Source organism: Bacillus sp. FSL L8-0358 (assembly GCF_038593095.1).
Classification (GTDB): domain Bacteria; phylum Bacillota; class Bacilli; order Bacillales; family Bacillaceae; genus Bacillus; species Bacillus subtilis.
The window spans coordinates 4,028,785-4,049,523 of record NZ_CP151962.1 but is presented as its reverse complement, the minus strand read 5'-3'; the positions used below and the strand labels follow the sequence as shown (position 1 = coordinate 4,049,523).

17 protein-coding genes, 4 tRNA genes and 2 pseudogenes are annotated in these 20,739 nt (G+C 45.5%); 18 read left to right on the top strand and 5 right to left on the bottom strand.

The features are described from left to right. Positions 1-13: 13 nt before the first annotated feature. From NYE49_RS20780 to NYE49_RS20770, 3 genes are all read right to left on the bottom strand, one after another. Positions 14-2,071 carry a glycosyltransferase family 39 protein gene (locus NYE49_RS20780; protein ID WP_342410725.1) on the bottom strand — a complete coding sequence of 686 codons (2,058 nt, stop codon included), beginning with the start codon at positions 2,069-2,071 and terminating at the stop codon, positions 14-16. Positions 2,072-2,176: 105 nt separating this feature from the next. Beyond that, positions 2,177-3,385 (bottom strand): CynX/NimT family MFS transporter, encoded by a 1,209-nt coding sequence (locus NYE49_RS20775; RefSeq protein ID WP_342410724.1) that lies wholly within the window; start codon positions 3,383-3,385, stop codon positions 2,177-2,179. A gap of 72 nt (positions 3,386-3,457) precedes the next feature. Then, positions 3,458-3,598: a YycC family protein gene (locus tag NYE49_RS20770; RefSeq protein ID WP_003242786.1), complete on the bottom strand. Its 141-nt coding sequence runs from the start codon at positions 3,596-3,598 to the stop codon at positions 3,458-3,460. 120 nt (positions 3,599-3,718) lie between these two features. Here NYE49_RS20770 and NYE49_RS20765 point away from each other — a divergent pair, with 120 nt between their 5' ends. After that, on the top strand, positions 3,719-3,922 hold the full coding sequence (locus NYE49_RS20765) for a hypothetical protein (RefSeq protein ID WP_047183492.1): 204 nt from the start codon (positions 3,719-3,721) through the stop codon (positions 3,920-3,922). 47 nt (positions 3,923-3,969) lie between these two features. Here the strand turns inward: NYE49_RS20765 and NYE49_RS20760 are convergent, their stop codons facing one another. Then, positions 3,970-4,170, bottom strand: coding sequence for a DUF2188 domain-containing protein (locus tag NYE49_RS20760; RefSeq protein WP_003226922.1), 201 nt, complete (start codon positions 4,168-4,170; stop codon positions 3,970-3,972). A 169-nt stretch (positions 4,171-4,339) separates the two neighbouring features. Here NYE49_RS20760 and dnaB point away from each other — a divergent pair, with 169 nt between their 5' ends. From dnaB to NYE49_RS20685, 15 genes and pseudogenes are all read left to right on the top strand, one after another. Further along, positions 4,340-5,704 carry a replicative DNA helicase gene (gene dnaB / locus NYE49_RS20755; protein ID WP_003226923.1) on the top strand — a complete coding sequence of 455 codons (1,365 nt, stop codon included), beginning with the start codon at positions 4,340-4,342 and terminating at the stop codon, positions 5,702-5,704. A 119-nt stretch (positions 5,705-5,823) separates the two neighbouring features. Next, complete coding sequence (locus NYE49_RS20750; protein ID WP_015483960.1) at positions 5,824-6,243, top strand: VOC family protein; 420 nt, start codon at positions 5,824-5,826, stop codon at positions 6,241-6,243. A 205-nt stretch (positions 6,244-6,448) separates the two neighbouring features. Beyond that, positions 6,449-7,741, top strand: a complete 1,293-nt coding sequence (purA, locus tag NYE49_RS20745; RefSeq protein ID WP_047183490.1) for an adenylosuccinate synthase — start codon at positions 6,449-6,451, stop codon at positions 7,739-7,741. A 224-nt stretch (positions 7,742-7,965) separates the two neighbouring features. After that, positions 7,966-8,041, top strand: a tRNA-Lys gene (locus NYE49_RS20740). A gap of 9 nt (positions 8,042-8,050) precedes the next feature. Then, positions 8,051-8,122: transfer RNA gene (locus NYE49_RS20735), tRNA-Glu, on the top strand. A gap of 81 nt (positions 8,123-8,203) precedes the next feature. Then, positions 8,204-8,280: transfer RNA gene (locus tag NYE49_RS20730), tRNA-Asp, on the top strand. A gap of 35 nt (positions 8,281-8,315) precedes the next feature. Continuing rightward, a tRNA-Phe gene (locus NYE49_RS20725) sits at positions 8,316-8,388 on the top strand. Positions 8,389-8,771: 383 nt separating this feature from the next. After that, on the top strand, positions 8,772-9,479 hold the full coding sequence (gene walR, locus NYE49_RS20720; RefSeq protein ID WP_003244363.1) for a cell wall metabolism DNA-binding response regulator WalR: 708 nt from the start codon (positions 8,772-8,774) through the stop codon (positions 9,477-9,479). A gap of 7 nt (positions 9,480-9,486) precedes the next feature. Next, positions 9,487-11,322 carry a cell wall metabolism sensor histidine kinase WalK gene (gene walK, locus NYE49_RS20715; RefSeq protein WP_009968432.1) on the top strand — a complete coding sequence of 612 codons (1,836 nt, stop codon included), beginning with the start codon at positions 9,487-9,489 and terminating at the stop codon, positions 11,320-11,322. Further along, positions 11,312-12,679 carry a WalRK two-component regulatory system regulator WalH gene (walH, locus tag NYE49_RS20710; protein ID WP_047183604.1) on the top strand — a complete coding sequence of 456 codons (1,368 nt, stop codon included), beginning with the start codon at positions 11,312-11,314 and terminating at the stop codon, positions 12,677-12,679. Before walK ends, walH begins: the two co-directional genes overlap by 11 nt. Then, on the top strand, positions 12,666-13,508 hold the full coding sequence (walI, locus tag NYE49_RS20705; RefSeq protein ID WP_003244037.1) for a WalRK two-component regulatory system regulator WalI: 843 nt from the start codon (positions 12,666-12,668) through the stop codon (positions 13,506-13,508). Before walH ends, walI begins: the two co-directional genes overlap by 14 nt. A 21-nt stretch (positions 13,509-13,529) precedes the next feature. Next, complete coding sequence (locus NYE49_RS20700; RefSeq protein WP_015483958.1) at positions 13,530-14,324, top strand: MBL fold metallo-hydrolase; 795 nt, start codon at positions 13,530-13,532, stop codon at positions 14,322-14,324. 81 nt (positions 14,325-14,405) lie between these two features. After that, a complete protein-coding gene (gene htrC, locus NYE49_RS20695) occupies positions 14,406-15,608 on the top strand; it encodes a serine protease HtrC (RefSeq protein WP_021481077.1) in 1,203 nt (400 codons plus the stop codon). Between the two features lie 19 nt (positions 15,609-15,627). Beyond that, a pseudogene (locus NYE49_RS20690) lies at positions 15,628-15,753 on the top strand (hypothetical protein). 122 nt (positions 15,754-15,875) lie between these two features. After that, positions 15,876-16,238 (top strand): annotated as a pseudogene (locus tag NYE49_RS20685) (ATP-binding protein); the annotation flags it as partial. Here the strand turns inward: NYE49_RS20685 and rocR are convergent. Continuing rightward, entirely contained in the window at positions 16,220-17,605 is a 1,386-nt protein-coding gene (gene rocR / locus NYE49_RS20680) for an arginine utilization regulatory protein RocR (protein ID WP_047183488.1), read from the bottom strand. The pseudogene NYE49_RS20685 and the gene rocR overlap by 19 nt on opposite strands. 240 nt (positions 17,606-17,845) lie before the next feature. Here rocR and rocD point away from each other — a divergent pair, with 240 nt between their 5' ends. Together rocD and NYE49_RS20670 are read left to right on the top strand one after the other, a co-directional pair. Then, positions 17,846-19,051 carry an ornithine aminotransferase gene (gene rocD / locus NYE49_RS20675; protein WP_047183487.1) on the top strand — a complete coding sequence of 402 codons (1,206 nt, stop codon included), beginning with the start codon at positions 17,846-17,848 and terminating at the stop codon, positions 19,049-19,051. A 222-nt stretch (positions 19,052-19,273) separates the two neighbouring features. Then, the gene (locus NYE49_RS20670; RefSeq protein WP_077670829.1) at positions 19,274-20,677 is read left to right on the top strand and encodes an amino acid permease; all 1,404 of its coding nucleotides are present in this window, start codon (positions 19,274-19,276) and stop codon (positions 20,675-20,677) included. The last annotated feature ends 62 nt before the right edge of the window (positions 20,678-20,739 follow it).

Genomic DNA, 20,739 nt, shown 5'->3' with positions numbered 1-20,739 from the left:
CAAGCCTCTTTTTTTATTCCACGAGATAAAGAGTTTGCTGGCTTTCTCCGCCAGGTCCTCTTCGCATTCCCTGCACGCTGTTTGTGCTGCTAGAGGAACCGCTGTACTCGTCAGATGTTATTTCTTTTCCGTTTTTCTTAATCCAGGAAACAAGTTCGCTGTTGACTGAGTTGTTTTCTGACAGAAGGAAGTATTTCACTTTGCCTTCTTTGATCAGTTTTTTCAGTTCCGACACAGTCAGAATGGGATCCGTGCCGTTAAATCCGCCCATTGCCATAACAGATTCATTTTCGTAAATGATGTATGGCGCAGCTGTTACAGTTGTCAAAGTAGCAAATAAATATTCTTCGCCGGTATTGTGTTTTCTCAGATAGGACAGGAGCCCGCTGTCGACCTCTGAAGAGAACATGTTCCCGCCGTTTGCTGAGCCTTTGAGCTGCGGGCCGGATTCAGGAAGGACGCTGTTGCCACCGTATAGAAGCGGCGTTGCTGACCAGTAAACAGGTGTGAGAAGCAGAACGCACAAGCTGATGATGGTCAGCAGCTTACTGAACGGATGGCTGCGTTTAAGCATCAGAAGTGCAAGGGAGATGCCCAGTCCTACGAGTCCTAGGACATACATCCATACACTGCCAATTTGGCTTGTATAAGCACTCAGAATATACACCTGGAACGCGGCTGTGATCAGAACGGCTGCCGGCAGAAGATAGCTGGACCAGTCTTTATTATTTTTGTATAAGCGGTGCATCGTATACCATCCGATACCAGAAAGGGCGGCAATCGGCGGTGCCAGCATAATCAAATAATACTGGTGGAAGAATCCTGCGATGCTGAAGAAGCCAGCCACGGGAACAAACCAAGCCGCCCAGAATAGCGTTTCTTTCATTTCAGCAGCATGTCCGCGGCGATCACGGTACCAGCTGACGATTGCGCCCAGTAATCCGATCAATGAGAATGGAAGCATCCAGCTGATTTGGCCGGAAAGTGCTGATTGGAAAAGACGAAGCGGTCCAGGATCACCGGTGCCGAACATATTCACGCTTTTTCTGCCTCCACCGCCAGTCCCTCCATTTCCAGGTCCGTTACCACCTGTGGGAGGTGTGCCTCCGCCTCCATTGAGAGCGCCGCTTTTTCCGCCAGGCGGCTGAGGCGACTGTGAATGGTTTCCGAATGAATGATTTCCGTTCTGAGAAAAAGATGAACCGTTGCCATTTGGCGCTTGCATGTTGTCTTGATTCTGCATGTTCCCTCCGCCAGCAGCATTCATATCACCCTTTGCAAGGCCCGTAGTTTGCCCAAGCAGACGCTCTGTGCCGTTGTAGCCAAAGGCCAGTTCTAGCACTGAGTTAGTCTGGCTGCTTCCTACATAAGGCCGGCTTGAGGAAGAGGCTGAATCCACTGCAATCGCCCATGAGAGTGAAAGGCCTGTCAGAAGGACAAGAGACAGAAGCAGGGACCCGATTTTTTTCTTCAGAGAAACCCGAGATGCAATCAGGTAGAATAACACAAATGCAGGCAATACCATAAACGCTTGCATCATCTTCATATTAAAGGCGAGCCCAATCAGGGCAAATGCCGTCAGCAGCCAAACCAGCTTACCTTGTTTTACTGCCCTAAGCAGACAAGTTGAACCGAGCAATAAGGTAAAAACAAGCATGCTGTCGATATTGTTTGTCCGGCTGACAGCTACTGCGATAGGGGTCAGTGCCATGACAAGTGCGGCAATGCGGGCCGTTCCAACTCCAAAAGTCGGCTTTATCATTCTGTAGAGTAGAAAGACAGACCCAACTCCGGCAAGAGCCTGGGGAATGATGACACTCCACGTGTGAACACCGAAAATCAGTGCGAAAATCGTTTGAATCCATAACACGACAGGAGGCTTATCTACTGTCACAAATCCAGAAGGGTCAAATGACGCATAAAAGAAATTATGGAAGCTTTGCGTCATGCTTTTTACAGCCGCCAAATAGTACTGGTTCGCTGTATCATCCTGCCAAATGTGATACGTATTCAAAAAAGCTGCTGCCAGCAAAATAAGAATAAGAGCTGCGTCGAATCGTTTGGTTTTCATCGTTTTTCACCTCTTTATGATGTCTAATTGTTAAAAACAAATATGAAAAACTTATGAATAAACCATAAATATTCAAAGAAAAAAGCGGAGATATTTTCCCCGCTTTTATGCTGAATTTCTTTGTTTTTCTGACTGAAAAATGTATCGATCTCGTCCGGCTCCCTGTCCGGCTGCTCCCATTACGATCAGGGCAGCAATCAGAAGCACAATCGGCATCGTCCAAGAATGCGTCTGGTCAAAGAGATAGCCGACAAAGATTGGCCCGACTGCTGCCAGCAGGTAGCCGAATGACTGAGACATGCCTGACAGCGCAGCGGCCTGTTGGGCATTTTCACTGCGGAGACCAATCAAAGTGAGCGCCAGACTAATGCTGGAGCCTTGCCCGATACCGATAATGATCATCCAGATGGCAAGCAATGTATGGCTTCCGCCCGCTAATAATCCGCAGAGGCCGATCAGATAAACTGAGGCCAGCGCCGCAACGATACCGCGCTGCTGTTTCACACGGTCAGCTAAAACTGGCGTCAGAAAAGTGGAAGGCAGACTCGCAAATTGCATGAGTGATACCATCCATCCGGCTGTTACCGTATCAATCCCGTGTGAACGGAGAATTTCAGGAAACCAAGCGATGCTGCTGTAAAATAAAAACGATTGCAGGCCCATAAAGATGGTGACATACCATGCCATTTTGGAAGCCCAAATGGAACTGGATTGCAGCTTCATTGTCTGGTTTGCCGTATCTCGATGGCGCAGCTGAGGTATCCAGATCAGCAATGCAAGCAAAGCCAGCCCGCCCCATAAGAGAAAGGCTTGTTTCCATCCGCCATTCATCTGGGTCGCTAAAGGAACGCTGACACCCGATGCTAAAGCTGCGAATATATTCATTGATGTCGTATACAGGCTGATCATGATCCCTGGCTTGTCAGGGTATTTATGTTTGATTAAGCTTGGCAAAAGCACGTTTCCAATCGCAATCCCGACGCCGATAAGTGCCGTTCCGAAAAACAAAGCGGCAGTATAGCCGGTAGAACGAGTCAAAACACCGATAAGCAGTATCACGAGACCTAGCCATAAAGTTCGCTCATTTCCAAGGCGCTGTCCAAGCTTAGGTGCAAGCGGAGAAAGAACTGCAAACGAAAGCAGCGGCAGTGCGGTCAAAAAACCGGCTGCCCCATTGGACATGTGCAGCTCTGCCCGGATAGAGCTAATGACCGGACCGACTGAAGTGATCGCGGGCCGTAAGTTAAAGGCGATAAAGATAATGCCGGCGATCAGCCAAAATGATTGGATTTTTTTATTATGTGGATGTGGCAAAGCAGTTACTCCTTTTTTCTAACATATACATGATATTATCCCGAAACAGGTAAGCAAGTATGTGAATGAAAGCTATGATTTGTCCTCTTTTTGCAGTTCAGCCATTTTGGCAAGCAGAATATGCTGAGGCATATGCATGATCTGTTCAAGCGGCAGATTCAAGGACTCTGCAAGCTTTTGTGCAGTTTCAGCAGAAATTTGCAAAGGTCTCACAAAAGATCCCTCCTCTCTTCTGTCCATTGTACAAGAATCAGATGTGAAATGTAAGAAGATGTCACAAAGGAATAGAGCAATCGGAAAATGACCGTTATAAAAGAGGTAAGGAGGGTTCTTATGCACGCACCGTTATCCTTATTAAAACAAATGCTGAAGGAACACCAAATAGACACTGAAAAAGCTTTCACTTTCGAAGAATATATAGCAGTGAGGCTAAAGCTTCAGGAGCTGATGGGGAAATTTGCTTCGATCGGGGAGTGGGATCTGTATCAAAAAGCGGCAGATTTGATGATGCACATAGGCATCCAATGGATGAAATAAACTGATAACCGCTAAAAAACCCTCGCTGCAGCGAAGGCTTTCATTCATTAAAATGAGTGTTCTTCTTCCACATTTTTAAACTGGTCATAAATTACAAGCTTAGACGGACTGTTTTCCTTAGCCACCTGTTTGGCCTTTTCAATAGCGGCGTCTTTAGACGTATACAAAGCTGTCGGCGCTACATTCTCCACCTCAATAAACCAGCCGTCCGCATCAACATTAGGTGTAATCGCATATTTCTTTATCATCTTTCATTCCTCCCTCATGTTTTATTGCATTTTTCCCGCCTTTTTACTGTCCGAAACGATCCAATCTGCTAACTGAAAAAAACAGGAAACAGACAATTTTTCTATTTTTTTTCTGTAGAAATGGTAGAATGGAGGTTGGAGATTTTTTAATGAGAGGACGGTGCTTAGCATGACAGACCTTCTGAATGACCGGCTTCCCCCGCAAAATATAGAAGCCGAACAAGCCGTGTTAGGCGCTATTTTTTTACAGCCGTCTGCTTTAACACTGGCTTCAGAAGTATTGATTCCAGATGATTTCTATAGAATGTCCCACCAAAAAATCTATAATGCGATGCTGGTGCTCGGTGACCGAGGTGAACCGGTTGATCTGGTGACAGTAACATCAGAGCTTGCGAACACAGACCTGCTGGAAGAAGTAGGCGGCATTTCATATTTGACAGATATCGCAAACTCGGTGCCGACAGCGGCTAACATAGAATATTACGCGAAAATCGTTGAGGAAAAATCGATTCTTCGCCGATTAATCAGAACTGCGACAACGATTGCTCAAGACGGGTATACCCGTGAGGATGAGGTCGAGGATTTACTCAGTGAAGCGGAAAAAACGATTATGGAAGTGGCACAGCGCAAAAACACGAGTGCCTTCCAAAATATTAAGGACGTCCTTGTCCAGACCTATGATAATATCGAACAGCTTCACAATCGAAAAGGTGATATCACGGGAATTCCAACAGGGTTTACGGAGCTTGACCGGATGACTGCGGGTTTCCAGCGCAACGACTTGATCATTGTGGCTGCCCGTCCGTCAGTAGGGAAAACAGCCTTTGCCCTGAACATCGCACAAAACGTGGCGACAAAGACCGATGAGAGCGTTGCAATTTTCAGTCTAGAGATGGGTGCCGAGCAGCTCGTTATGCGTATGCTTTGTGCCGAGGGAAATATCAATGCCCAGAATCTCCGTACAGGTAACCTGACCGAAGAGGATTGGGGCAAGCTGACGATGGCAATGGGAAGCCTGTCGAACAGCGGGATTTACATCGACGATACACCGGGTATTCGAGTGAGTGAAATCCGTGCCAAGTGCCGCCGCTTGAAGCAGGAAAGCGGACTGGGCATGATTTTGATCGATTACCTGCAATTGATTCAGGGAAGCGGTCGTTCAAAGGACAACCGTCAGCAGGAAGTATCTGAAATTTCCCGTGAACTGAAGTCGATTGCCAGGGAGCTGCAAGTCCCTGTTATCGCGCTTTCTCAGCTTTCCAGGGGTGTTGAGCAGCGTCAGGATAAACGTCCGATGATGTCTGATATCCGGGAATCAGGAAGTATCGAGCAGGACGCGGATATTGTCGCGTTCCTTTATCGTGATGACTACTATGACAAAGAAACTGAGAATAAAAATATTATCGAAATTATTATCGCCAAACAGCGTAACGGCCCGGTAGGAACCGTGTCTCTTGCGTTCGTAAAAGAATACAACAAATTCGTCAACCTGGAACGGCGTTTTGATGACGCAGGCGTTCCGCCCGGCGCATAAGCCCCAAGAGCAGCTCTTGGGGTTTTTTCATTCGAAAGATGGAAGAAATACCGTTCGCTCAGCGGATGAAAATTTGAAAGCGTTTTAATAAAATGGTGCGAAAAGGAGATGGTAACAATATGGGAGAACGTTTTTCGTCTTTTCACGCAGCACAAATCCGAATTGCGCGTCCTACGGGCCAGCTTGATGAGATTATTCGTTTTTACGAAGAGGGACTGTGTTTGAAACGAATAGGAGAATTTTCACAGCACAACGGGTATGACGGTGTCATGTTCGGCCTTCCTCATGCCGATTATCATTTGGAATTCACCCAGTATGAAGGGGGAAGCACTGCCCCCGTTCCCCATCCCGACAGCCTTCTTGTTTTTTATGTGCCGAATGCAGATGAACTGGCAGCGATCACTTCAAAGCTAAAACACATGGGCTATCAAGAGGTCGAATCAGAGAACCCGTACTGGAGCAATGGGGGCGTGACGATAGAGGACCCGGACGGCTGGCGGGTCGTTTTTATGAATTCAAAAGGGATATCAGGCAAGTGATTCTTTCTTATGCTAAAGGATGAAAGTTTCACAAGCTTTTTATGACAAAACAGTGAGAAAACGCTTATAAAACGAATGGAAGCGAACGAATATAGATTTACAATAATTTAATGTTCGGATTTACAATTGACTTTCTGTTTCTTCACTGATAAACTTGATTTGTTTGAATAGAATCGTTTTGAAAGGTTAACGGAGGTGCACGGACATGTCTTCAGTAGTTGTAGTAGGTACGCAATGGGGCGATGAAGGGAAAGGTAAAATTACAGATTTCCTATCAGAAAATGCAGAAGTGATCGCCCGTTATCAAGGCGGAAATAACGCAGGGCATACAATCAAGTTTGACGGAATCACATATAAGCTTCACTTAATCCCGTCTGGAATTTTCTATAAGGATAAAACGTGTGTAATCGGAAACGGAATGGTTGTAGATCCGAAAGCATTAGTCACAGAGCTTGCGTATCTTCATGAGCGCAACGTGAGTACAGATAACCTGAGAATCAGCAACAGAGCTCACGTCATTCTGCCGTATCATTTGAAATTGGATGAAGTGGAAGAAGAGCGTAAAGGGGCTAATAAGATCGGCACAACGAAAAAAGGAATCGGCCCTGCTTACATGGATAAAGCAGCCCGCATCGGAATTCGCATCGCGGATCTGTTAGACCGTGACGCGTTTGCAGAAAAGCTTGAGCGCAATCTTGAAGAAAAAAACCGTCTTCTTGAGAAAATGTACGAGACAGAAGGGTTTAAACTTGAGGATATCTTAGACGAATATTATGAGTACGGCCAGCAGATTAAAAAATATGTTTGCGATACATCTGTTGTCTTAAACGATGCTCTTGATGAAGGGCGCCGTGTATTATTTGAAGGCGCACAAGGGGTTATGCTCGATATCGACCAAGGAACATACCCGTTTGTTACGTCATCTAACCCGGTTGCCGGCGGTGTCACGATCGGTTCTGGTGTCGGCCCGACCAAAATCAAGCACGTTGTCGGTGTATCAAAAGCATATACGACTCGTGTCGGCGACGGTCCTTTCCCGACTGAGCTGAAGGATGAAATTGGCGATCAAATCCGTGAAGTCGGACGCGAATATGGAACAACAACAGGCCGCCCGCGCCGTGTCGGCTGGTTTGACAGCGTTGTTGTCCGCCACGCCCGCCGTGTGAGCGGAATTACAGATCTTTCTCTGAACTCTATTGACGTCCTAACAGGAATTAAAACGTTGAAAATCTGTGTGGCGTACCGCTACAAAGGCGAAATTATTGAAGAATTCCCAGCAAGTCTTAAAGCACTTGCTGAATGTGAGCCGGTTTATGAAGAAATGCCAGGCTGGACTGAGGATATTACAGGTGCGAAGAGCTTGAGCGAGCTTCCGGAAAATGCGCGCCATTATCTTGAGCGTGTGTCTCAGCTGACAGGCATTCCGCTTTCTATTTTCTCTGTCGGTCCAGACCGCTCACAAACAAATGTCCTTCGCAGTGTGTACCGCGCGAACTAAATAGAATATGTCTGCAAGCCCCTATATCAGGGGCTTGTTTTTTGTTTGAAAGCCGCATATAAGTTGGTCTGAGAAAAAAATATGAAAAAAAACCAAAAAAGTTATTGCCACTTCTATTTGTTCGTGATATTATAAATCTCGTTGTTACGGAAACTGCTTCAATAGAGTACAAGATGAGAACTAGATCTAAGTCGTTTGCTCTATAGAAATTCCTACATCTTTAAGAGCCATTAGCTCAGTTGGTAGAGCATCTGACTTTTAATCAGAGGGTCGAAGGTTCGAGTCCTTCATGGCTCACCATTTCGTGAAGGCCCGTTGGTCAAGCGGTTAAGACACCGCCCTTTCACGGCGGTAACACGGGTTCGAATCCCGTACGGGTCATTGATTTACTTTAGCGTTATTGCTAAATTCCTTATTTGTCTGTGAGAGCTGACACGACAGCTCTCCGGGCAATTACTGTAAGGTCCGGTAGTTCAGTTGGTTAGAATGCCTGCCTGTCACGCAGGAGGTCGCGGGTTCGAGTCCCGTCCGGACCGCCATTTTACTTTACTTAGTAGAGAAAAATAAAACATTTGGCTCGGTAGCTCAGTTGGTAGAGCAACGGACTGAAAATCCGTGTGTCGGCGGTTCGATTCCGTCCCGAGCCACTTACCAAACGCATCTGCAATCGTAGGTGCGTTTTTTCTTTTAGGAAAAAGGCAAACATGAGGAGTGTTATAATAGAAGAAAAAGGGAGAACCGGCCCTGCGGCCGGTTCAAAGAAGAAGACGTCATTGATAAAGACGCACTCCGGTGAGGGGAGGTTTCAATAAAGTTATCTTTTTTAAAAAAAGTTGACCAGCATGACAATAGATAAACAACTGGCGATAAAGGTGAAACATGTGTTTTTTTTCTAAACCTTTATTTTTTTTATCTTTTGACCTTAAACCGTTATAATAGACAAGGACCCATTCTTTACATGGGCCATAAGTGATGAAACGAATGTTATATAGATGAAATGAAGTCATTCGGCAGGAGGAAAATCAAAATGATGGATAAAAAGATCCTTGTAGTAGATGATGAAAAACCGATTGCAGATATATTGGAATTTAACTTAAGAAAAGAAGGCTATGAAGTGCACTGTGCCCACGACGGAAACGAAGCCGTTGAAATGGTAGAAGAGCTTCAGCCTGATTTAATTCTTTTAGATATTATGCTCCCGAATAAAGACGGCGTTGAAGTATGCCGCGAAGTCAGAAAGAAATACGATATGCCAATCATTATGCTGACGGCTAAGGATTCAGAAATTGACAAGGTTATCGGGCTTGAAATCGGTGCTGATGACTATGTCACAAAACCATTCAGCACACGCGAGCTCTTGGCGCGTGTAAAAGCGAACCTGCGCCGCCAGCTGACAACAGCGCCTGCGGAGGAAGAGCCTTCCTCTAACGAGATTCATATCGGCTCTCTCGTCATCTTCCCTGACGCGTACGTTGTATCAAAACGAGACGAAACAATCGAATTGACTCATCGTGAGTTCGAATTGCTTCATTATTTAGCAAAACATATCGGACAAGTGATGACCCGTGAACATTTGCTTCAAACCGTTTGGGGCTATGATTACTTCGGCGATGTCAGAACGGTTGACGTAACAGTCCGCCGGCTTCGCGAAAAAATCGAGGACAACCCGAGCCATCCAAATTGGATCGTCACACGCCGGGGTGTAGGTTATTACTTGAGAAACCCAGAACAGGACTAATGCCCATATGAATAAGGTTGGTTTTTTTCGGTCGATCCAATTTAAGATTACCTTGATTTATGTGCTTTTGATTATCATCGCCATGCAAATCATTGGTGTGTATTTTGTCAATCAGGTAGAGAAGTCGCTGATCAGCTCTTATGAACAATCGCTGAATCAGCGAATCGACAACCTTTCTTATTATATCGAACAAGAATATAAGAGCGATAACGACAGCACAGTTATAAAGGATGACGTCAGCCGTATTTTGAATGACTTCACGAAAAGTGATGAGGTTCGGGAAATTAGCTTTGTAGATAAAAGCTATGAAGTGGTCGGTTCTTCAAAGCCGTATGGTGAGGAAGTGGCTGGGAAACAAACGACCGATCTGATTTTCAAAAGAATTTTTTCTACCAAACAGTCGTATTTAAGAAAATATTATGACCCGAAAAGCAAAATCAGAGTTCTTATTTCCGCGAAGCCCGTTATGACTGAAAACCAAGAGGTTGTCGGCGCGATCTATGTTGTCGCGAGTATGGAAGATGTCTTTAATCAAATGAAGACGATCAACACGATACTGGCGTCCGGCACAGGTTTGGCACTTGTTTTGACGGCTCTTCTCGGTATTTTTCTGGCAAGAACCATTACCCATCCGCTTTCAGATATGCGAAAGCAGGCGATGGAGCTTGCGAAAGGGAATTTCTCGAGGAAGGTTAAAAAGTACGGGCATGATGAAATTGGGCAGCTGGCCACAACGTTTAACCACTTAACGAGAGAGCTTGAAGATGCCCAGGCGATGACTGAAGGAGAACGCAGAAAGCTAGCCTCTGTCATTGCCTATATGACAGACGGCGTAATCGCCACAAACCGAAATGGAGCGATTATTCTCTTAAACAGCCCGGCGCTGGAGCTGTTGAACGTTTCACGTGAAACAGCCTTGGAAATGCCGATTACGAGTTTGCTGGGGCTTCAAGAGAATTATACTTTTGAAGATTTAGTGGAGCAGCAGGATTCGATGCTGCTTGAAATTGAGCGAGATGATGAATTGACGGTGCTTCGCGTGAATTTCTCTGTGATTCAAAGGGAACATGGCAAAATTGATGGTTTAATCGCTGTCATTTACGATGTAACCGAACAAGAGAAAATGGATCAGGAACGCAGAGAATTCGTTGCGAATGTATCACATGAGCTGCGGACGCCGCTTACGACAATGCGCAGCTATTTAGAAGCGTTAGCTGAAGGCGCGTGGGAAAATAAAGACATTGCTCCGCGCTTCTTAATGGTGACGCAAAATGAAACAGAGCGTATGATCCGGCTTGTCAATGATCTGCTTCAACTGTCGAAATTTGACAGTAAAGATTATCAATTTAACCGGGAATGGATTCAGATTGTCCGGTTTATGTCGCTTATTATTGACCGTTTTGAAATGACAAAAGAGCAGCATGTGGAGTTTATCCGCAATCTGCCGGACAGAGATCTGTACGTCGAGATTGACCAGGATAAAATAACGCAGGTGCTCGATAATATTATTTCTAACGCTTTAAAATATTCACCAGAAGGCGGACATGTCACGTTCTCGATTGATGTCAATGAAGAGGAAGAACTTCTCTATATCAGCGTGAAAGATGAAGGGATCGGCATTCCGAAAAAAGATGTCGAAAAAGTCTTTGACCGCTTCTACAGGGTGGATAAAGCGAGAACGAGAAAACTTGGCGGCACCGGTCTGGGATTGGCGATTGCCAAGGAAATGGTACAGGCGCACGGCGGAGATATTTGGGCGGACAGCATAGAAGGAAAAGGCACGACGATTACATTTACTCTTCCATATAAAGAGGAACAAGAGGATGATTGGGATGAAGCGTGAAAATATAAAAACGATATTACTTACGGTACTCGTCGTCATCAGTCTTGTTTTTACATGGGGGATATGGACGTTCCAGCCAAACTTTTCTGAAGGCTCATCCTCAACAGAGTCTACTGTTCGTGTGAAACATAAAATCGAAAAAACCACCCAAAAGCTGTCTGAAACGGTAAGGCCGAGGGACATGTTTATCCATGATGACGGCGCTCATTACAAGGTGGATGACAATGCCCTCTATGAAGAAATTTGGTCTGACTTGCCGCATTGGGATGTGAAAGGAATTAAAGATATTTCGGATCAGTATGACAAGGCTGGATTCAAAAGCTGGTTTTATGGAATAGGCGGTTCTGAAGCCAAGCTTGACTTGCAATTCAGCGATACGATTCCGATTGATATTTTCCAAACGCTGTTTAAATGGTCTAATCAGTCGTTTGAATACAGTTCGTTTGATCATATTCTGATCCCGTTCAATGAAACAAAAGCGAACAAGAAAATCTATTTGGTGTCTTACAGCAAACAGCTCATTCTTGAAGTGACGGTTGAATCGGCAAACTACCGGAACATTATGAATGACTTGAAAAACAGGCAATCAAATATGCCGGCGTTCAGTTTGTTCTCCATTGGCTCAAAGAAAGAGTTCTTGCTGCCGAACAAACCGCTTACGATGGACAAAAAAGAATTTGTCACAGAATCGATTAAAACAAATACCTTTAAGCAGGCTTTGTTTAGCGATCCGAGCATTGTAAGAGAAGATTCGAATTACAACAACAGAAATGTGCTGACAGATGGGATCAGCCGTTTAGATGTAAATCTAAGCCAGCGACAGGTGCAATTTCAGCAGCGCAATTTGGTGCAGAGCACATCCTATCAAACAGGTGAATTAATCAAAAAGAGCCAAAAATACCTTGAGGATACCGGAAGCTGGACGGATCACTATCAATTTTTCAATATCAATGACAGCCAGCAGCTGAGCTTCTATATCTTTATGGATCAGATCCCGGTCATTAACAGCACCGCCAAACCTTTCGGAGCGACATCGGCGATTACGGTGCAATGGGCGAATGATGATATTCTCAGCTATAAGCGGCCGAATTACAGTCTCGGAACGAATCCGATTAAAACAAGTGAAACAGAGCTCATGAGCGGCAGCGAAGTGAGGATGCTGCTTTCGAAACAAACCGCTTATGATACGGACAAAATTGATCAGATCTTCCTTGCTTATCAATTGGTATCAACATCAACCAACGATGATCCTCTCGTTGAACTGGAACCGGTTTGGGCGATGAAAGTAAATGGAAAAATTGTGCCGATTACAAAGGATTTATTGAGGAAGGAGGGGGCTAGCAGTGGAGTGGAATAAGACAAAATCAATCTTCATCGTTGCCTTCCTCATTTTAGATATTTTCTTAGGCTATCAGTTTTTTCAAAAATGGCAGGCTACCGGCAAAGAATATGAAGTCATTAAAAATGATGTCGAGCATGACATGAAGGCCGATCATATCACGTATGAAGGCTTGAATAAGGAAGCGACAGAAGGCTATCGGATCACGGCAAATCAAAAGTCTTTCTCCAAGGAGGAAATTGAGGCGCTGAAGGATCAAAAGCCTTTGATGGACATGCCTAGTGATGATCATAAAGTAACGAGCCTGAAAATGAAGTTTGCAAATCCAATCGCCCTATCAAAGAAGGATATCGAGGACGATGCTCAGGCACTTGTTTCTTCGAAAATTCAAGATGGCGAAAAATATAAGCTTTGGAAGGTTGATAAATCGAAGAAAGAAATTATTTTCTTCCAAACGTACGAAGGTCATTATATTTACCAAAAGACCGACAATCCCTCTAATATGATCGGGCAAGTGGTGCTGCACTTAAACGGTAAAAACGAGGTTGTGTCATACGACCAGACTACGCTTGAGACCTTCAAGCAAATCCAGAAAGAAAGCTTAATTACTGAAATGGATGCGGTTGAGCTATTGTACTATCAAAATCAATTGAAAGAATACAGCACTGTGAAGAGCTGTAAATTCGGCTATGTAGCACAATATCCGCTGACAAGTACGCAGGTGCTGGCGCCGGTATGGAGAATTACGGTCGAGTACGAGAAAAAAGTGAACGGTGAGAAAAAGACAGTACAAGAGTATTTTACTGTGAATGCTTTGGAGAGTACGATTTTAGATACAGATCAATGAAAATAATGGAGTGAGACAAACATGAGCTTGCAATTTAGCGTACTTGCGAGCGGGAGTACGGGAAATGCGTTTTACCTCGAAACAGAGAATCACGCATTTTTAGTGGACGCCGGTTTGAGCGGAAAAGCCATGGATGGGCTGATGGCGCAGATCGGGCGTAAGCTGGATGATGTAGACGGCATTTTTGTGACGCATGAGCATAGTGACCATATTAAGGGCCTTGGTGTCGTCGCCAGAAAGTACAAGCTTCCGATCTATGCGAATGAGAAGACTTGGAAAGCGATGGAGAATCAAATCGGCAAAATTGACACCGATCAAAAGTTTGTATTTCCAATGGAGACGGTGAAGTCGTTCGGCGGACTTGATGTTGAATCGTTTGGCGTTTCCCACGATGCGGCGGAACCGATGTTTTATGTATTCCATTATAACGGCCGAAAGCTCGCGTTAATGACAGATACGGGATATGTCAGCGACCGAATGAAAGGCATTATCCGTTCAGCGAATGTGTTTGTGTTTGAAAGCAATCACGATGTCGGCATGCTGCAAATGGGAAGATACCCATGGAGCATTAAGCGGCGGATTTTAAGTGACGTCGGGCACGTTTCAAATGAAGATGCTGCTTTGGCAATGACGGATGTCATTGGCGATGAGACGTCTCGTATTTACCTGGCGCATTTGAGCCAGGACAATAACATGAAGGAGCTGGCAAGAATGTCTGTACAGCAGACATTGGCTTCTAAAGGATTTGTGACGGGTGAGACATTTGACTTATACGACACAGATCCGAAGAAGGCCACTCCGCTTTGCGCTGTATAATTTTTCTATGTAAATCATGACTATTCTAGGAGTTTCTAACCCACAATATAACCATATTAACGTTCTTGGAAAGGATGGAATATGGTGGATTACGAACGTGAGGAAGAACATACTACTCCTGAACAGCCAAAGAGAAGCAAAAAAGGATATTTTCTTTCGAGTCTGATTGGCGTGATTGTCGGTGCCGTATTAATGGCGTTTATCATGCCGTATCTTTCAAATGAAGGGCTGGATACGGGCGCTTTAGATCAGCAGCAGAACAACAACGGCCGGGAATCAATCAGGACGGTGAATGTCAGTGTCAACAATGCCGTCACCAAGATTGTCAGCAATGTGTCGCCCGCCGTTGTCGGTGTTGTGAACATCCAAAAATCAGATATTTGGGGAGAGAGCGGCGAGGCTGGGAGCGGCTCTGGCGTCATCTATAAGAAAAATGACCATTCCGCTTATGTCGTGACCAACCATCATGTCATCGAAGGCGCTTCCCAAATTGAAATCAGCTTGAAAGACGGCTCACGTGTATCAGCTGATCTTGTCGGCAGCGACCAGCTGATGGACCTTGCCGTTTTACGGGTGAAAAGCGATAAGATTAAAGCAGTCGCCGATTTCGGAAATTCAGATAAAGTGAAGTCTGGGGAGCCGGTTATTGCGATCGGGAACCCGTTAGGCCTTGAGTTTGCTGGCTCTGTCACACAAGGCGTCATCTCAGGTACGGAGAGGGCGATCCCAGTGGATTCAAACGGTGATGGACAGCCTGACTGGAACGCAGAAGTCCTGCAAACAGATGCGGCCATTAATCCTGGGAACAGCGGCGGTGCTTTGTTAAATATGGATGGGAAGGTCATTGGCATCAATTCAATGAAAATTGCCGAGTCGGCGGTTGAAGGGATTGGCCTGTCGATTCCATCTAAGCTCGTGATCCCTGTGATAGAGGATTTAGAGAGATACGGAAAGGTCAAACGCCCGTTCCTTGGCATTGAGATGAAATCGCTAAGCGACATCGCAAGCTATCATTGGGATGAAACATTAAAGCTTCCTAAGAATGTCACCAATGGAGCGGTTGTGATGGGTGTAGACGCCTTTTCACCTGCCGGAAAAGCGGGACTGAAGGAACTGGATGTCATCACGGAATTTGACGGATACAAAGTAAATGATATTGTTGACCTGCGAAAACGGCTTTATCAGAAAAAAGTCGGTGACCGGGTGAAGGTGAAGTTTTACCGCGGCGGAAAAGAAAAATCTGTAGACATCAAGCTGTCCTCCGCAGACCAATTAGGCAGTTAATAAAAGCAGTCTGGCATCGTTGCCAGGCTGTTTTGATATGCAAAAAACTGAACGAGGGTCACGCCCGTTCAGTTGAAAAGGATATATCGAATATGAAGAAAAATACAAGATGGATGTTACACGTGAAACAGCAAACAGCAGTTAGCTGCAAATACTTCCGTTCTCTGCATGGACTTTAATGGTTTGTACCGTGTGGTTGCTGGCTGTGATGGTGATGATGTACACATAGGTGCCATTTTCTTTTTTCAATGCAAAAGAAGAGATGTAGTGTTTGACCAGGATAAGATGAAACAGGTCATTCTGAATTTGGTTTATACCGCAGTGCAGTATACAAATGAGAAAACCAGTGCCATCACCATCTGTCTGCAAAGAGGCAGTGACGGCGTGATGCTGATGATAGCGGACAACGGCACAGGGATCGCACCGGAGCATTTGCCGCATTTATTTGACCGATTTTACAGGGCAGACCCATCCCGCTCCCGGAAATATGGAGGTTCGGGATTAGGCCTTGCCATAACGAAATCGATTATCGACAGCCACAATGGGACGATTGAAGTGAAAAGTGAAATCGGCAGAGGCACTGTTTTTCTGATCAGGCTTCCTGCCCCGGATTATTCGTTAGACGAGTAAGAAAATTTCTTTAGCCGATATTGGAGGCTTTGTCTACTGATGCCAAGCTCCTGAGCAGCTTTCGAGATGTTATGGCCGTGTTTTCTTAACACGTTCTCTATCACATATTTTTCGAAGCTCTCCATTTTTTCTTTTAAGTCCGCGGCCGGCTGGTGTCTTGGTGTTTCCGGCTCTGGGATGTCAGCCGGCTTGATTTTCATGCGGTATTGATAGGGCAGATGGGAGGCCGTAATCGTTTGCTCGTCCGTCATGAAATTCATTGCGCCTTCGATCATATGCTCAAGCTCGCGAATATTTCCCGGCCAGTCATAAGAAAGGAAAAATTGCTTCACGTCTTCGCTGATGTGTTCAACATTCATTTGGAACAGATGGTTGTTTTTCTGGATGAACTCCGACGCGAGAAGCAAAATGTCTTCTTTTCGTTCCCGAAGCGGCGGGATGATCAGTGTGACGACGCTCAGTCTGTAATACAAGTCCTTCCGCATTCGTTCGCCGGCAATTGCATCAATTGGATCTTCATTCATCGTGGCAATAATACGGACGTCAATCGGTGTATCCTTTGTCGAACCGATGCGCCTGATTTTCCGTTCTTGAAGGGCGCGCAACAGCTTCGCCTGAAGGCTGAGATTCAGCGAGTTGATTTCATCTAACAGCAGCGTCCCGCCGTGAGCTTGTTCAAACAGGCCGGGCTGGTCGACAGCGCCGGTAAACGCGCCTTTTTTCGTCCCAAACAAAATGCTTTCCACAAGGCTGTCTGGCAGTGCCGCACAGTTTTGCGAAATAAACGGGCCGCCAGAACGATCGCTTCCATTATGGATACTTTGCGCGAACAGTTCTTTTCCCGTGCCGGTTTCGCCTGCGAGAAGGACAGATGATGACGTACGGGTTGCCCGCTTGGCGTTTTCGATGACGTCTTGAATGGCCGGACTGGTGCCGAGAATACTGTCAAACGTATAGGTTGTGCTGCCTTTTTTGTTCATATTCTCCCTGATCAGCCGTTCAAGCTTTGTCACATCCTTGGCAATTTCAACGGCGCCCTTGATTTTGCCGTCCTGGACGATGGGATAGGTATGATTGATCGTCGTGATTTCCTGGCCCTTATTATTGAAGTAGCTCTGCTTCACATTTTTGATCGTCTTGCCTTCCTGAAGAGCCTGTACCAGTGTGCTGTCCTGCTGCTTTGAAAACATAAACACATCCATCAGGTTTTTATTCAAGACGTCATGCTTCTCCATATCTTCAATCTGCATCATTTTATTGTTATAAACGATTGTGTTTCCATGCTCGTCTACCACGTGCAGGCCAACATCGATTTCATCTAAAATACTCTGAAAAACCAATGTGAGGAATTCGCTGTCTTTGACCACTGTATGAACCTCCCTCAATTATTTTCTTAATATTGCTTCTATTTTATAAAAAAATGGAGAGGATATGCAAAAGAATTTTGCACTTGCTGGAATTTTTGCTCGAAATATCAGAATGTTTTTGCACCTTGTCCTCGAAAATTGTAGAAAACACACGAATTCTTGATTTGGCACAGAACTTGCATTTATATAAAGGGAAAGCAGGATAACATGTTGAAACAGAAAACAAGGGGGAATTCAAATATGTCAGCTTTATCTAAATCCAAAGAAATTATTGATCAGACGTCTCATTACGGAGCCAACAATTATCATCCGCTCCCAATTGTTATTTCTGAAGCGCTGGGTGCTTGGGTAAAGGACCCGGAAGGCAATGAATATATGGATATGCTGAGTGCTTACTCTGCGGTAAACCAGGGGCACAGACACCCGAAAATCATTCAGGCATTAAAGGATCAGGCTGATAAAATCACCCTCACGTCACGCGCGTTTCATAACGATCAGCTTGGGCCGTTTTACGAAAAAACAGCTAAACTGACAGGCAAAGAGATGATTCTGCCGATGAATACAGGAGCCGAAGCGGTTGAATCTGCGGTGAAAGCGGCGAGACGCTGGGCGTATGAAGTGAAGGGCGTAGCTGACAATCAAGCGGAAATTATCGCTTGTGTCGGGAACTTCCACGGCCGCACAATGCTGGCGGTATCTCTTTCTTCTGAAGAGGAATATAAAAGAGGATTCGGCCCGATGCTTCCGGGAATCAAACTCATTCCTTACGGCGATGTGGAAGCGCTTCGTCAGGCCATTACGCCGAATACAGCGGCGTTCTTATTTGAACCAATTCAAGGCGAAGCGGGCATTGTGATTCCGCCGGAAGGATTTTTACAGGAAGCGGCGGCGATTTGTAAGGAAGAGAATGTCTTGTTTATTGCGGATGAAATTCAAACGGGTCTCGGACGTACAGGCAAGACATTTGCCTGTGACTGGGATGGCATTGTTCCGGATATGTATATCTTGGGCAAAGCGCTTGGCGGCGGTGTGTTCCCAATCTCATGTATTGCGGCGGACCGCGAGATCCTAGGCGTATTTAACCCTGGCTCACACGGTTCAACATTTGGCGGAAACCCGCTTGCATGTGCAGTGTCTATCGCTTCATTAGAAGTGCTGGAGGATGAAAAGCTGGCGGATCGTTCTCTTGAGCTTGGCGAATACTTTAAAAGCGAGCTTGAGAGCATTGACAACCCGGTTATTAAAGAAGTCCGCGGCAGAGGCCTGTTTATCGGTGTGGAATTGACGGAAGCGGCACGTCCGTATTGTGAGCGTTTGAAGGAAGAAGGGCTTTTATGCAAGGAAACGCATGATACAGTCATTCGTTTTGCACCGCCATTAATCATTTCCAAAGAGGATTTGGATTGGGCAATAGAGAAAATTAAGCACGTGCTGCAAAACGCATAAATCCGCACCATGGCGGGATATTCACTTCGTTTGTATAAATTTACAACAGAAAAATCAGCACTCCCTATTTGCTCAGCTACAGTATTTTAGTATAATGTATCTTTATGAGAAGAAGTGAATTTTATATTAAATAGATAGAGACTCTTTGGACAGCAAACTGGGATAGCACCATGCAGATGTTCCAGCTTAGATCCAATACAAGTTGCTGAAGGGGTGCAGAATGTGAATACAAACCAAGATAACGGAAATCAGCTCCAGCGGACAATGAAATCACGCCATTTGTTCATGATTTCATTGGGCGGAGTGATCGGAACCGGTTTCTTCCTTGGAACCGGGTTTACCATTAACCAAGCGGGACCGCTCGGCGCGGTTCTGTCCTATTTAGTGGGCGGCTTTATCATGTTTTTGACGATGCTCTGCTTAGGAGAACTGGCAGTCGCCTTTCCTGTGTCGGGGTCCTTCCAGACCTATGCCACGAAATTTATCAGCCCGGCCTTCGGGTTTGCGTTCGGCTGGCTGTACTGGCTCGGCTGGGCGGTTACATGCGCCATTGAATTTTTATCAGCGGGGCAGCTGATGCAACGCTGGTTTCCGCATATAGACGTATGGATCTGGTGTCTGGTCTTTGCGGCACTGATGTTTATTTTAAATGCGATCACCACAAAAGCCTTTGCGGAATCTGAATTCTGGTTCTCAGGCATTAAAATTTTGATTATCCTTTTATTTATTATTCTCGGCGGAGCTGCCATGTTTGGCCTGATTGATCTGAAGGGCGGAGAGCAGGCGCCGTTTTTGACACATTTTTATGAAGACGGGTTATTTCCGAACGGCATAAAGGCCATATTGATAACGATGATTACCGTGAACTTTGCGTTCCAGGGAACTGAGCTGATCGGGGTTGCGGCCGGAGAAAGTGAAAACCCTGAAAAAACGATTCCGCGGTCGATCAAACAGACAGTATGGAGAACGCTTGTCTTCTTTGTGCTTTCAATCATTGTCATTGCCGGCATGATTCCGTGGAAACAGGCGGGTGTCGTGGAAAGTCCATTTGTTGCCGTATTTGAGCAAATCGGAATCCCATATGCAGCTGATATCATGAACTTTGTTATTTTAATCGCGCTGTTATCTGTTGCGAATTCAGGTTTATACGCATCAACGCGTATCCTGTACGCGATGGCGAATGAAGGACAGGCCTTCAAAGCGCTCGGCAAAACAAATCAGCGAGGTGTGCCGCTGAACGCGTTAATTGTAACGATGGCTGTGGCTTGCCTGTCGCTTCTGTCAAAAGTGGCGGCGGCTGAAACCGTATATATGGTGCTGTTATCATTGGCGGGCATGAGTGCGCAGGTCGGCTGGATCGCGATTTCGCTTTCCCAAATCATGTTCAGACGCAAATATATCCGTGAGGGCGGGAAGATAGAAGATTTGAAATTTAAAACACCGCTGTACCCGGTGCTTCCGCTGATCGGCCTAACATTAAATACGGTCGTGCTCATCAGCCTTGCATTTGATCCGGAGCAGCGTATCGCGCTGTATTGCGGCGTACCGTTTATGGTCATTTGCTACATCATTTATCATGTCGTCATTAAAAAACGCCAGCAGGCGAATCGTCAGCTAGAGCTTTAAAACGTTGTCCGCAAGTCATCTTTGTTATAACCCGCATAGGACATTATCTTAAATGTTGAGGT